Origin of the sequence: Bradyrhizobium sp. LB8.2 (assembly GCF_040548035.1) — a bacterium.
GTDB lineage: Bacteria > Pseudomonadota > Alphaproteobacteria > Rhizobiales > Xanthobacteraceae > Bradyrhizobium.
In genome coordinates, this window is the sequence record NZ_JBEPQV010000017.1 from 25,595 (window position 1) to 39,104 (window position 13,510).

Genomic DNA, 13,510 nt, shown 5'->3' on the forward strand with positions numbered 1-13,510 from the left:
AATCTCCGTTTTGCTATGCAGCGAAAGGTCGGGCCTCTCGACAGATTGATCAATCTTGATTACATAAATCAATATGAAAAATTCTGAGGAGCTCTATCTCTCGGCCCGGGAGGCCGCCGCCGAACTCGCGATCTCGCCGGCCACGCTCTACGCCTATGTCAGCCGCGGCCTGGTCCGCTCCGAGCCGACGCCGGACTCGCGCAAGAACCGCTATCGCGCCGAGGACGTCCGGGCGCTGAAGGAGCGCCGGGTGCCATCGCCGGAGCCGCGCGGCCTGCGCAGCTTCGACGCCGATTTGCCGGTCATGGATACGGAGATATCCACCATCACCGAGGACGGCGCGATCTATCGCGGCGTCAATTGCGTCGATCTCGCCGAGAACGACACGCTGGAGCACACCGCGACGCTCCTGTGGGACGTCTCCGGCGTCGATCCCTTTGCACCTGACAACTTTCCAGCAGTATCCGATGAGATGCGCCTGATCGCGCAGGCCGCGCGCCGCGCCGCGCCGATTGATCGCGCCATCGCGGTGTTGGCGCTCGCATCGAGCGCCGATCCCCGCGCCTTCACCCGTGCACATGACGGACGTGCGATGGTCGGTGCGCGCATTGTCCGGCTCCTGGTCGCGACCATGCTCAATACGGAGCCGTCGGCCGAGCCGTTGCACCAGCAGATCGCCAGGGCCTGGGCGCCCGACAGCAAGCACGCGGCCGATCTCATCCGCCGCGCGCTGGTTCTGCTCGCCGAGCATGAATTGAACGCGTCCACCTTCACCGCGCGCTGCGCGGCCTCGACCGGCCTCAATCTTTATGACTCCGTCATCGCCGGCCTCGCCGCGCTGAAGGGGCCGAAGCACGGCGGCGCCGGCGTGCTCGCCTCGCAGCTCGTCAAGGCGCTGGTGGATCGTGACGTCGAGCCAATGGTCCGCGAACGCGTCGCGCTCGGCGAACGCTTTGCCGGCTTCGGTCACGGCGTCTACAAGCGGGGCGATCGGCGCGCGCAGTCGCTCCTGAATGCCCTGGCCCGCGCCGGCGCACCGCGCAAATTCACCAAGGAGGTGCCGGAGCGCATCGCGGAGGCGACCGGCGAGCTCGTCAACATCGACTACGCGCTCGCGGTGCTCGTGCACGCACTGCGCCTGCCTGTAGGCAGCGAGCTCGCGCTGTTCGCAATGGCCCGCAGCGTCGGATGGATCGCGCATGCGAGCGAGCAATTGCAGCACGGCAAGCTGATCCGCCCGCGGGCCCGCTATGTGGGCCCGGCGCCGGGGCGGAGAGGGACTGCTACCGTGTTCAAGAGCTAAGGAGTGCCGTGCCAGTCATAAGCGATGCGAGGAACGCCATGAAAGATGACGAACGCCGCGCGCGCATGGAGGGCAAAGAGGCCTTGAAGATCAAGCTGGAGGTGCTGGTAAATGCAGTGCCGCCGGGCGTTGAAACGATCGCCGGCGGCGCTGAATCTCTTTCCCGGAAGGAACTAACAAAATCCCGGATGTAAATAGGTCGGGACGAGCAGTGTGAAGGTTCACTCGCTGAGGCAAATCAGGCGGGTTGCCGCTTGTGGATAAAATCGTGGAGAGCCCGGCTCAACTTCTCAAGTCAGCGCCAAGACGCCTGCGCAACCTGGGATGTCCTATCGACGACGCGGATGAGGATTGACGAGGGCTCAGGTGAGGGCCCTAAAACCGGCTGCCAACTGCAACGGCCTTGCTCATGTTTAGAGTGGTGCGCGCAGGTTGGGAGATGAAAGCCATTCGTTGGTTTGCGCGGCGATATCAAGCTGACGAAGCTTCTCCAAAAGCTTGTTGCGTTTCAATCCGGGTGCGAGAAGAGACATCGCCGCTTCGATGCGCTTGTGTTCATCAGCAAGACGTTCACGCAGTGTTGGCGATTTGTTGACAAGCCAGGTCATAGCCGCTCCTTTAAGCGTTGGGCGGGAGCATTACCGGACTCTCAGTCGCCGATATGAGCCATAAGGCAGCGCGGCGATGGCGGAACTGGGCGCCTGTTGAGTTCTGAAGTCCATCTAATTCGTTTCGCGGTGACGAAATGGATAGGCCACCGCCTCTTTCAGCGTGGTTCGCGCCACTCGGAAACACGCCAGCACTTGGGGCGCTCAGGATCTCTCTATTTCTGCCAACAACCGGACGCGTTAGGCGCGGTCATAGCCTGAAGACTTACTCGCGTCGGGAGTTGCTAACACGAGGGGCCGGGAGCCGGAACAAATACAAGTTGTTCTCGTGGAACCATCTTCCGTTATGGTTGTTGCCAATGTGTCCCCGAAAGTGGCGGGACCGAAGATCCAAAAAGTCAGCAGCCCAAAATGTTTAGATTACTTTCGGCGACGGCGATGTTCTCGCTCCTCGGAGCTTTGGTTATTGCCCTACCGGGTTTCACCCCCCAGGTGCAATCGAGTGAGGTCATCGCGATGGCCAAGAGTGACCGGCTTGAAGTCCGGGCCGCGGCTTCGAATTGCTCCACACAGATCTGGCCCGATTTCTCCGCCTCTTGTTTGCAAGACAGGGGCGCGGGCGGAAAAATCGTGGAAGCTCGTCTTGTGACCGCCCGCCGATAGGCCGGATTCGCTTCATCCGTTCATCGAAGATGACGCGCTGGCGGAAGCCGCGAATGCTTGTCGTCTCGTGCGAAAGACCCAGTCATCACGACCGCGTCGAGCCGCCGAGAGGCCGGGCAAGCCCCTTCCGCTATTCGCGAAACATTCTCCGGACCGATCCATCCGCTCCTTCGAAAGTGTGAGGCCATCCATGTCAGCAGATCCAGGTTCGGTGCCGAATGTGCTTGTCGTCGAGGACGAAATGGTCCTGCGCATGCGCGCCGTCGACATCGTGGAGGATGCCGGCTTTCATCCTGTCGAGGCCGTCAACGCCGACGAGGCGATATCGATTCTCGAGTCCCGCTCGGACATCTCGCTGCTATTTACGGACATCCAGATGCCCGGAAGCATCGACGGCTTGAAACTCGCGCATGCGGTGCACGAGCGCTGGCCCTCGATCAAGATCATACTGGTTTCAGGTCAAGTGAAGCCATCTGACGCGGAAAGGCCGGAGAATAGCCGCTTCTTCGGCAAACCGCTTGGCGTTGAGCAGATGATTGCCGAGTTGCAGAAGATGGTCGGTGCGGGGGCGCTCAGGATTGTTCCGGGACCAACCGACTGGCCGGCGGATCAGGCGCTTCGCGCCCCGGCGGCGGCTGATTCCGCGCCCCACCACGCGCAGGATGCCGTCCTTTCCGCGGAGAACGACAGCCTTCGCCTGCTGCTTGAACAGGCCGGGATTGACGCGCAGGCCCTCCTTATCCAGGCCGGGATCGACGCCGAGCAGCGGCAAGCCGCTGACAAATTGCAGAAGCTGATCCTCGGGGAACTTCATCATCGCGTCAAGAATACGCTCGCGATGGTCAGCGCTATCGCGTCCCAGAGCTTCCGCGCAGCCCCCAGCATAGAGCACGGACAGAAGGCAACGGAGGGAAGGCTGACGGCATTGGGACGAGCGCACGACCTGCTGATGCAGGTCAGTTGGGCGGATGCCAGCCTTACTCACACGCTGAGCAGCGCGACGGAGCCCTATGACGGCCAGGGCGATCGACGCTTTCATTTCAACGGACCGGACATCAGGATTACATCCGCAGCGGTCATCGCGCTCGCGATGACCGTCAACGAGCTGTGCACCAACACCACCAAGTTCGGGGCGTTGTCGGTTCCTGCGGGCCGCGTCGAAATTACGTGGACGATAGACGAGCTGAAGCAGAGACTCCGCCTGGTCTGGATGGAAAGAGGCGGTCCGGCCGTGGAGCCTCCAACCCGGCGAAGCTTCGGCACCCGAATGATGGAGTCTCTCGGCCAACAGCTGACCGGTCGGGTGCAACTTGCCTACGAACCCGGTGGGTTCATCTATTCATTGGATGTGCCGCTTGGCTCGGTCGCGGTGCTGCCCGAAGCAATCCTCTTACGCTAGCGCCGATCTCGAAAGGGTCAGGTCAGCATTTGCGGCAACGCGAGCCGTCGCGGGGTGCTTATGAGATTGATTTTCGGGCTCTATCCAACGGTGATGTTCGTTCGATCTCCGCTCGAGGCCGGGCGATGACGCTGACAGGTCGAGTGATGTTCGGCAAACAGCGACGATGGCCGCCGTTGTAGAAGTTTCCCCAACTGGTACGCTGAGGTCTAAGCCCGCGGCTTTGCTTCCGCGACGACGGCTCCGTGGCGGCGACGGTAAAACCAGATCGTCAGTCCCAGAATGATCGCTCCGCCGACCACACTGAGAATCCAGATGTGTTTGCCGAGATGATCATGATGCGGCAGCCCGGCATATTCGTGCAGAGCCGACACCGCCAAAACACCCGGCAGCACATGCGCGGGCGCCCAGACCAGGATCGCCGGGATATTGATGGCGTAGAAGCGGGCCGGGGGCATGCCCAGCGCGCCGGCGGTGACCGGCACAAAGGCCCGGATCGGTGGCACGAAGCGGGCCAAGAACACGGCCCAGGCGCCGAAGCGGCGGAAGAAGTTTTCGCTCTGCTCGATCACGCGGGGATAGTTGGTCAGCGGCCAGGTGTTGAGAATCTCGCGCTGCCGCCGGTGCCCGATCCAGTAGGCCGACCCGTCGCCGAGCACAGCGCCAATTGCCGCCGCCAGCAACACCCATTGCAGCTTCAGCTCGCCGCCCGGAACCAGCGCGCTCAGCGCCAGGATGATGGTCGAGCCGGGGATCACCGAGCCGACCACCGGAACCGTCTCCAGCAGGGCCGCCAGGAACAGGGTCAGATAGGCCAGCCATGCATGGGCCGAGACGAATGAAATGAGGGGATCGAGGAAGGACGTCACATCGTCTCTGTGGTGGGGTTGGGCTGTGAGGTTAAGACCCTACATAAGTAACAAGCGGCGGTAAAAGTGCCACCCACGTACGCAGGGCCGCGCATCCCGCACGAATTTCAGGCGTGATTCGCAAGGCAGCCCTCCAAAATCTGCGTTTCTTGCCTATCTAAATGAAAAGACAACGGAACTTTGATTGGGGGGCGGGCTTCTGCCCGCACGTTGTCTCTGATAAGTTCGCCACCGCACCCAGCCGCAGCCAACGTGCAAATAACTGGTCTCGGGACCGCCCGGGGCCTCGGAGGATTGATGACGACCGCCGCCCTGTCCAAAGTTGAGGAAGTTTCCGGTCTGCCCGACATGAAGGTGTCGGTGCGCCAGGTCTTTGGGATCGACACCGATCTCGAAGTGCCGGCCTATTCCGAAGTCGATCCTCACGTACCCGAAGTTGATTCCGACTACCGTTTCGACCGCGCCACCACGCTCGCCATTCTCGCCGGCTTTTCCCGGAATCGCCGGGTCATGGTCACCGGCTATCACGGCACCGGCAAATCCACCCATATCGAGCAGGTCGCTGCGCGGCTGAACTGGCCCTGCGTGCGCGTCAACCTCGACAGCCACATCAGCCGTATCGATCTCGTCGGCAAGGACTCGATCGTGGTCCGCGACGGCAAGCAGGTCACCGAATTCCGCGACGGCATCCTGCCCTGGGCGCTCCAGCACAACATCGCGCTGGTGTTCGACGAATATGACGCCGGACGCCCGGACGTGATGTTCGTGATCCAGCGCGTGCTGGAAGTCTCCGGCCGCCTGACGCTGCTCGACCAGAACAAGGTGATCAAGCCCCACCCGGCGTTCCGCATGTTCTCGACCGCGAACACCGTCGGTCTCGGCGACACCTCGGGCCTCTATCACGGCACCCAGCAGATCAACCAGGGCCAGATGGACCGCTGGTCGATCGTCACCACACTGAACTACCTCAGCCATGACGAGGAAGTGGAGATCGTGCTGGCGAAGGCCAAGCACTATCGCACCCCGGAAGGACGCGACATCGTCAACAAGATGGTGCGCCTTGCCGATCTCTCCCGTAACGCCTTCGCCAATGGCGATCTGTCGACGGTGATGAGCCCGCGCACGGTGATCACCTGGGCGGAGAACGCCGACATTTTTGGCGATATCGGATTTGCATTCCGGGTCACCTTTCTCAACAAGTGCGACGAACTCGAGCGTCCGTTGGTCGCCGAGTTCTACCAGCGCTGCTTCAACGCGGAGCTTCCGGAATCGGCGGTCAACGTGGCGCTCAGCTGATATCTCTTTCGGTGTGTCGTCCCGGCCGAGTGCGCAATTGCGCACGGGGGCCGGGACCCATACCGCGAGGTCTCTCGATTGAATCGACGCGGGTCGTTTCTCCTGACGCAATGACCGCCGGTGGTTATGGGTTCCGGCCTTCGCCGGGACGACGGGTAAAGGCGACATGAGCACGTCCAACTCCAAATTCCGCAACACCAAGGAAGCCCCGACCGAGCCGTTCAAACGCTCGGTGGCGTCCTGCCTGAAGGCGATCGCGAAAGCGCCCGAGCTCGATGTCAGCTTCGCCGCGGAGCGTCCCGGGCTTGCGCCGGGCAAGGCGCGGCTGCCTGAGCCCGCGCGAAAAATGACCAAGCGTGATGCCGCCATCGTGCGCGGCCACGCCGATTCCATCGCGCTCAAGCTCGCCTGTCACGATCCAAAACTGCATCGCAAGCTGATGCCCGGCAATCCGCAGGCGCGCGGCGTGTTCGAGGCGGTTGAGCAGGCCCGCGTCGAGGCGATCGGCGCGCGTCGTATGGCGGGCGTTGCCAAAAACCTCACCGCGATGCTCGACGACCATTTCCATCGCGGCAAGTTCGACGAGATCACCGACCGCGCCGACGCACCGCTTGCGGACGCGCTGGCGATGCTGGTGCGCGAGCGCCTGACCGGCATGGCGCCGCCGACGGCTGCCAAGAAGGTCGTCGACCTCTGGCGTCCCATTCTCGAAGACAAGATCGGCAAGCGGCTCGACCGGCTCGATATCCTGGTCGAGGACCAGACCAGGTTCGGCGATGCCGTGCATGATCTGTTGACCGCACTCGAGATCGGCGACGAGCGCAATGCCGACAGTGAAGACAACGACGACAACGAGGACAATCAGGACGGCGACAACGACCAGTCCGGCGCCGAAGGCTCGCCCGATTCCGACGCCGCGCAGGAGATGAGCGCCGACCAGGCGCAGGCCAGCTCGGAAGATATGAGCGAGAGCGCGATGGAAAGCGCGCAGGCCTCGACCTCCGACACCTTCGACGACGGCGAGCTCGGCGACGACGAGACGCCGGGCGAGGCGACGCGTCCGAATTCGCACGGGAAGAACGAGCCGCGCGGGCCGGAATATCACGCCTTCGCGCCGAAATTCGACGAGATCATCGCCGCTGAAGACCTCTGCGACCATGACGAGCTGGAGCGCCTGCGTGCCTATCTCGACAAGCAGCTCGCGCATCTGCAGGGCATCGTCGCCCGTCTCGCCAACCGCCTTCAGCGCCGGCTGATGGCGCAGCAGAACCGCGCCTGGGAGTTCGATCTCGAAGAGGGCATTCTGGATCCCGCGCGCCTGTCGCGCGTGGTGACCGATCCCTATCACCCGCTGTCCTTCATGCACGAGAAGGAGGCGACCTTCCGCGACACCGTGGTGACGCTGCTGCTCGACAATTCCGGCTCGATGCGCGGCCGCCCGATCACGGTCGCCGCGACCTGCGCCGACATCCTCGCCCGCACGCTGGAGCGTTGCGGCGTCAAGGTCGAGATTCTCGGCTTCACCACGCGCGCCTGGAAGGGCGGGCAATCGCGTGAGGCGTGGCTTGCCGCCGGCAAGCCGGCCAATCCCGGCCGCCTCAACGATCTCCGCCACATCATCTACAAATCCGCCGACGCGCCCTGGCGCCGTGCGCGGAAGAATCTCGGCTTGATGATGCGAGAGGGGCTGCTGAAGGAGAACATCGACGGCGAGGCGCTGGACTGGGCGCACAAGCGCCTGCTCGGCCGGCCCGAGCAGCGCAAGATCCTGATGATGATCTCGGACGGCGCGCCGGTCGACGATTCCACGCTGTCGGTCAATCCCGGCAACTACCTCGAGCGGCATCTGCGCCACATCATCGAGGAGATCGAGACCCGCTCGCCGGTCGAGCTGATCGCGATCGGCATCGGCCATGACGTCACGCGCTATTATCGCCGCGCCGTGACAATCGTGGATGCCGAAGAGCTCGGCGGTGCCATCACGGAAAAACTCGCCGAACTCTTCAGCGAGACCAACACCGCACCCACGCAACCGGCCAACCGCCCGCGACGCAAATTGCATTCGTGAGCAACCATCGATCCCGCCGCAGCTTTATCGGCCACGCGGCGGCGGGATTTTCCACTCTCGCACTTTCTCGCCTGGCGCAGGCGCAGCCTGCGACCGAGCCGCCGCCGCGCACTTCGCTGATCGAACACGCCGTCGCCGCGCCCGTCCGCATCGAGGTGAACGCGCGGCCGATTCCGCATTTTGCGCCGCGCGACGGTTCACGCGCGCGCTTCGGTTCGCTTGAGTATCGCAGCGGCCTTGTGCTGACCTCAGCGCATCGCGGCTTCGGCGGTCTGTCCGGCTTTCGCTTCCTCGATACCAAGGGTGAGCGCTTTCTCGCGATCTCCGACCAGGGCACCTGGTTCACCGGCGCGATCCGCTATTCCGGACGGAGCATGACGGGTCTCGACGACGTCGAGGCCGCGCCGGTGCTGAATGCGGAGGGACGGCCGATCACCGAGAAGCGCCTGTGGTACGATACCGAGTCGCTCGCGCGTGACGGCTCGTTGGTCTATGTCGGGCTCGAGCGCGTCAACCAGATCATGCGTTTCGATTTTTCGAAGGGCGGCATCCGCGCCCGCGGCGAGGTGCTGCAGACGCCGCCGGCGGTGCGCAAGCTGCCCTACAACAAGGGGCTCGAGGCGCTGGTGTTTGTCCCCACAGGCCAGCCGCTTGCGGGCAGCTTGATCGCGCTGTCGGAGGGCGGCTTCGATGCCGACGGCAATCTGATCGGATTTTTGATCGGCGGCCCCACGCCGGGCCAGTTCAGCATTCGCCGCACCGACCAGCAGTTCATCAGCGACGCCGTGCTGCTGCCCTCGGGCGATCTCCTGATCCTCGAGCGCAAATTCTCCTGGTTCACCGGCATCGATATCCGTATCCGCGCGATCCCCCTGAAATCGATCGCGCCGGGCGCCGTGGTCGACGGCCCCGTGCTGTTCAAGGCCGATCTCGGCCACGAGATCGACAACATGGAAGGCATCGACGCCCACGTCACCACCGACGGCGAGACCGTGCTGACGCTGGTGTCGGACGACAATTTCTCGCTGCTCCAGCGCACGCTCCTGCTACAGTTCGCGCTGGTGGAGTAGGGCGGCCCGGCGCGCTCCCGCAATGCATGACGTTACGGGCCGCCATTCCCCCGCGCGGCTGGCAATCCGCGTTTCCATCACTACACTCCCTCTGTCGCCTCCACCATCGCCCCTCCATCCTCCGGAACTCCCCCCGCATGAGCGCCCTGTTTTCCCCGATCAAGCTGCGCGGCCTGACGTTGAAGAACCGAATCGTGGTGTCGCCGATGTGCCAGTATTCGGCCGACGACGGCGTCGCCAATGACTGGCACTTCACGCACATCAACAATCTCAGCCTGTCGGGCGCGGCGATGTTCTGCATCGAGGCGACTCATGTCGAGGCGATCGGCCGCATCACGCCCGGCTGCCTCGGGCTCTACAGCGACGCCGCCGAGGCCGCGCTGAAGCAGATCCTCGGCTCGGTGCGCAAACATTCCTCCACGGCGGTCGCGATGCAGCTCGCGCATGCGGGCCGGAAAGCCTCGAGCGCGCGGCCCTGGGACGGCGGCCAGCAGATTCCGCTGAGCGAAAGCGGCTGGCAGGCCGTGGCGCCGTCAGCGATGCCGCACAAGGAGGGCGAGGCCGCGCCGCTGGCGCTTGATGCCGCGGGCCTGAAGCGCATCCGCGACGCTTTCGTCGAGTCCGCGAAACGCGCGGATCGCATCGGCATCGACGCGATCGAGCTGCATGGCGCGCACGGTTATCTCCTGCATCAGTTTCTGTCGCCGATCTCGAACAAGCGCACCGACGAATACGGCGGTAGCTTGCAAAGCCGCATGCGCTTCCCGCTGGAGGTTTACGATGCGGTGCGCGCGGTGTTTCCGCACGACAAGCCGGTCGGCATGCGGGTGTCCTCGACCGACTGGGTCGAGGGCGGCTGGGATCTGGCGCAGACCATCGCATTCGCCAACGCGCTGAAGGCGCGCGGCGTCGACTGGATCGATGCCTCCTCCGGCGGCGTCTCGCCGCTGCAGAAGATCCCGCTCGGCCCCGGCTACCAGGTGCAGTTCGCAGAGGCCATCAAGCGCGAGACCGGATTGCCCACCATCGCCGTCGGCCTGATCACCGAAGGAAAGCACGCGGAAGAGATCGTCGCATCCGGCAAGGCCGACATGGTCGCGCTCGCCCGCGGCATGCTCTACGACCCCCGCTGGGCCTGGCACGCTGCGGCAGACGTCGGCGGCGAAGTCGAGGCACCGCCGCAATACTGGCGCTCGCAGCCCTCGACGCAGAAGGCGCTGTTCGGCAAGACCACGTTCGGGGCAAGATGATGCCTTCACCTGCCGCCCATCTTTCTGCCGCCCATCCTTCGAGACGCCCGCCTTTGGCGGGCCCTCAGGATGAGGACGGAGTGCGCGGTAGCACTTTCGGCAGGCAAGGATGCCGCTCAGCCACATCCTGAGGAGACCGCAAAGCGGTCGTCTCGAAGGACGAGGCGCTCGCTCAGCCTCCGCCAAGACGTCATATGCGATAGCCCTGCCGCTTGCAGGAGAGGGAATTAACCTCACGCATCCGTAACCCCTCTCACCTTCCACGTCGGGCAAAACTGGCCTAACCTCGCGCGCACTCCAATTCGTCACGGAGGCCCGCCATGCGGTTTCGTGTCCGGAAGGCTGCCCACGTCATCGAGCGCGTGGGTCTTGCGATGGCAGGGGCGGCGTGCGGGCTGTTCGTCGGCGCCTATGTGGGATCTGTGATACCCGCGCTCACCACGGAGGGGTTCCTGCTGCTGATGATGGTGCTGGGCTTCGTCGGCTTCTATCTCGGCATCGACACGCCGCAGCTGCCCTTCGATGAGGCCCACGGCGACATCGACGCCGCGGAACTGTTGAGCTCCGCCGGCACGCTCTGCGCCACGCTCACCGCATTCGCCTCGGTCGCCATCATCGTGCTCCGCCTCGATCCGCACATCGCGTGGAGCTGGTTCGCCTTGTTGGGCTGGATCGCAGGTGTCGCGATGCAGATCGTCGCGGGGGCGAAGGCGCGGATGCGGAAGTAGGTGGGGCGGCTTCGCCTAGAACACCACGCCCACCTTCGTGCCGCGCTTCCACGCCACGCGGCAGCGCTTTTTCGTGTTCACGTGCAGCAGCTCGAACCTGTCGGGAATCTTCACCTGCCCGCCGAGATCGACGCAGGCGCCGCCGGGCGAATAGTCGATCAGCGTGCAGACGATGACCGGCGCGCGCGGGTCGGTGATGATCTTGGCCTGGCGGGACACCAGGCCGGCGGGTTTGACGCGGGCATGTCGGCGCGGATGCATTGGCACTCTCCTCCAATTTCCGCGAATAGCGCGGGTGGTCTGGGAGATGATGCAGAGGAGTTGATGCGATCCAGCTAAGGCGGGGGCGAGAATTTTAATGAAAAGTGTCGGCGAATGGAGAAAGCGGCGGTAGTGGGGTATGACGAAGCCCCACCTCACCCCGCCGCCGCCCCCACACCCGGCGGCACCGGCATCGGCACGGTCACATAATCCTTCGGCAAGTTCACCGGCCGGTATCCCGGCTCCACCGCCATCCGCTTCAGCACGCTCTCATGCACATGCGCGCCGTCGGGGATGGGGCGCGGTTCGCAATCGGGGATGTAGAAGCCGAGAAAGACTTTCCGCTCCGGCCATTCCTTGTATGTCGCGCTCTTCGGCAGATACTCCAGCACGCGCCAGAGCGCCGTCATCGAATTGTGCAGCTCGCCGGTCTTGCCGGTGTAGGCGGGCTCGACATACTGGAACGGTGAGTGCTTGCGCTGGATGCCCCAGGCAAGCTGGTTCACGGTGCGCGGGTTGAAGTTCAGCCCGGCCTTCGCCGCCTCTCCGATCATCCAGATCAGCGGATATTTGGACTCGCCGCTCTCTGCCTCCGGATAACCGCCGCCGACATCGCAGTGCACGCCGGCGAACCACACCTGCAAAATGTCCTGTGGCTCCTTCTTCTCGTCGGGCACGTAGCGGTGGCTCCAGTACTCCTGCGGCTCGTCATGCTTCTTGAGGCGGAACATGCAGCGCCGCTCGTCGATCGCGATCGCCTGCCGGAAGATGTTGACGCTCGGATTGCGCAGTGTGAAGGCGAGCTCCTCCAGGCTGAACACGAGGAAGAAGACGTCGCGCCGCGGCACGATCACGCTCGCCACCGTGTCCCAGACGCCGATGAAATGGATGGTCGGCCAGCGCGTGGAGGTGATGCGCGCGAATTGCGCGGCGAGGTCGAATTCGTCTTTCGGCAACGGCCCCTGATCATCGACATCGATACCCTTGAGGTCCTCGATGTCGTTGCCGCGCCCGGTGCCGGAATATTGCTTGTAGGCGACGAGGCCGGAGCCTGCGAGGTTCGTCTGCTCCGGCGAGATCAGCCCGATCTTGTGGATCAGCCCCGCCAGCACCCGCACGGTATAGGCGCCGCGCGAGAAGCCGAACAGATAGATCTTGTCGCCCGGCGCGTAGTGCTCGACCAGGAAGCAATAGGCCGACAGCACATTGTCATCGAGCCCGTAGCCGGTGGCGAGCCCCAGCACCAGATTGACGTTGGCTTTCCAGCGGTGCCACGTCGACGGCTCCGTCACCGTGCCGACGCCAGGATCGTAAAACACCATCTGCCGCGGCTGCGTCTTGTCGGTCTTGCGCAGGCAGCGATAAAGCTTCAGGACGTTGGAGATGTTCTCCGAGATCTCGTTGCCGGTGCCGTCACAGCAGATGACGAGGTTTTTCGGCTCGGATTGATGGTCGGTCGTGCGGTCGTGCTCCACGGTACGGCCCTCCCGGTGATGCTACCCGGGCGAGTATAGCGGAAAAGGGTAGGGGAGAAGAGATGATAGCGGTCGCTTCTCCCTCTCCCATTGTGGGCAGGGCTATCGCATATGAAGAAACATATGGCTGGAAGCTCGACTGCGGCCATCCTTCGAGACGCCCGCCTCCGGCGGGCCCTCAGGATGAGGGATGAGTGTGCGGCAGCATTTCAACGCAGACGGATGCAGCCAAGCCTCATCCTGAGGAGACCGCGTAGCGGTCGTCTCGAAGGACGAGGCGCCCGGCCTCGATCGCCCCTACTTCTTCTTCCCCTGACCGATCTCCGGCTGCCAGGCGGCGTCCTTGCGGCTCGGTGCCGCGGCGGTTGCTTTGACTTTGTCCTTCTTCGGCTTCTTGGTCTCGCGATTGCTGCGTTGCTGTCCCTTGGCCATGACGTCCGTCTCCTGTGGGGCTCGAATTCGCTGGGTTCGTTCGACTGCGAGATTGGCGCTGCCGTATGCGCTGGGCACGCGGCGACGA

At 63.8% G+C, this 13,510-nt stretch carries 13 protein-coding genes; 8 read left to right on the top strand and 5 right to left on the bottom strand.

Translation table 11 applies throughout. The features are described 5' to 3' along the window. The first annotated feature begins 73 nt into the window (after positions 1 to 73). On the top strand, positions 74 to 1,303 hold the full coding sequence (locus tag ABIB06_RS20850; RefSeq protein WP_247340096.1) for a citrate synthase family protein: 1,230 nt from the start codon (positions 74 to 76) through the stop codon (positions 1,301 to 1,303). A gap of 38 nt (positions 1,304 to 1,341) precedes the next feature. Continuing rightward, the gene (locus tag ABIB06_RS20855; RefSeq protein ID WP_354050203.1) at positions 1,342 to 1,497 is read left to right on the top strand and encodes a hypothetical protein; all 156 of its coding nucleotides are present in this window, start codon (positions 1,342 to 1,344) and stop codon (positions 1,495 to 1,497) included. A gap of 219 nt (positions 1,498 to 1,716) precedes the next feature. On the opposite strand, the gene ABIB06_RS20860 is transcribed toward ABIB06_RS20855, so the two are convergent. Beyond that, on the bottom strand, positions 1,717 to 1,911 hold the full coding sequence (locus ABIB06_RS20860; protein WP_354050205.1) for a hypothetical protein: 195 nt from the start codon (positions 1,909 to 1,911) through the stop codon (positions 1,717 to 1,719). A gap of 853 nt (positions 1,912 to 2,764) precedes the next feature. Between ABIB06_RS20860 and ABIB06_RS20865 the strand changes: the two genes are divergently transcribed. Beyond that, positions 2,765 to 3,973 carry a sensor histidine kinase gene (locus ABIB06_RS20865; protein WP_354069222.1) on the top strand — a complete coding sequence of 403 codons (1,209 nt, stop codon included), beginning with the start codon at positions 2,765 to 2,767 and terminating at the stop codon, positions 3,971 to 3,973. A gap of 209 nt (positions 3,974 to 4,182) precedes the next feature. Here the strand turns inward: ABIB06_RS20865 and ABIB06_RS20870 are convergent, their stop codons facing one another. Beyond that, on the bottom strand, positions 4,183 to 4,842 hold the full coding sequence (locus ABIB06_RS20870) for a DedA family protein (RefSeq protein WP_354050207.1): 660 nt from the start codon (positions 4,840 to 4,842) through the stop codon (positions 4,183 to 4,185). 297 nt (positions 4,843 to 5,139) lie between these two features. Here ABIB06_RS20870 and cobS point away from each other — a divergent pair, with 297 nt between their 5' ends. The 5 genes from cobS (at position 5,140) to ABIB06_RS20895 (ending at position 11,254) form a co-directional block, all read left to right on the top strand. Beyond that, positions 5,140 to 6,138 (top strand): cobaltochelatase subunit CobS, encoded by a 999-nt coding sequence (gene cobS, locus ABIB06_RS20875; protein WP_247340084.1) that lies wholly within the window; start codon positions 5,140 to 5,142, stop codon positions 6,136 to 6,138. Between the two features lie 166 nt (positions 6,139 to 6,304). Next, on the top strand, positions 6,305 to 8,206 hold the full coding sequence (cobT, locus tag ABIB06_RS20880; protein WP_354050209.1) for a cobaltochelatase subunit CobT: 1,902 nt from the start codon (positions 6,305 to 6,307) through the stop codon (positions 8,204 to 8,206). Further along, the gene (locus tag ABIB06_RS20885) at positions 8,203 to 9,276 is read left to right on the top strand and encodes an esterase-like activity of phytase family protein (RefSeq protein ID WP_354050211.1); all 1,074 of its coding nucleotides are present in this window, start codon (positions 8,203 to 8,205) and stop codon (positions 9,274 to 9,276) included. The genes cobT and ABIB06_RS20885 overlap by 4 nt, the downstream gene beginning before the upstream one ends. Positions 9,277 to 9,413: 137 nt before the next feature. Then, complete coding sequence (locus tag ABIB06_RS20890; protein ID WP_354050213.1) at positions 9,414 to 10,526, top strand: NADH:flavin oxidoreductase/NADH oxidase; 1,113 nt, start codon at positions 9,414 to 9,416, stop codon at positions 10,524 to 10,526. Positions 10,527 to 10,846: 320 nt separating this feature from the next. Further along, positions 10,847 to 11,254, top strand: coding sequence for a hypothetical protein (locus ABIB06_RS20895; RefSeq protein WP_247448221.1), 408 nt, complete (start codon positions 10,847 to 10,849; stop codon positions 11,252 to 11,254). A gap of 15 nt (positions 11,255 to 11,269) precedes the next feature. On the opposite strand, the gene ABIB06_RS20900 is transcribed toward ABIB06_RS20895, so the two are convergent. From ABIB06_RS20900 to ABIB06_RS20910, 3 genes are all read right to left on the bottom strand, one after another. Next, positions 11,270 to 11,515, bottom strand: a complete 246-nt coding sequence (locus tag ABIB06_RS20900) for a PilZ domain-containing protein (protein ID WP_027535908.1) — start codon at positions 11,513 to 11,515, stop codon at positions 11,270 to 11,272. 155 nt (positions 11,516 to 11,670) lie between these two features. Next, a complete protein-coding gene (locus ABIB06_RS20905) occupies positions 11,671 to 12,990 on the bottom strand; it encodes a T6SS phospholipase effector Tle1-like catalytic domain-containing protein (protein WP_354050216.1) in 1,320 nt (439 codons plus the stop codon). Between the two features lie 297 nt (positions 12,991 to 13,287). Then, positions 13,288 to 13,422 carry a hypothetical protein gene (locus ABIB06_RS20910; RefSeq protein ID WP_256467629.1) on the bottom strand — a complete coding sequence of 45 codons (135 nt, stop codon included), beginning with the start codon at positions 13,420 to 13,422 and terminating at the stop codon, positions 13,288 to 13,290. Positions 13,423 to 13,510: the final 88 nt, after the last annotated feature.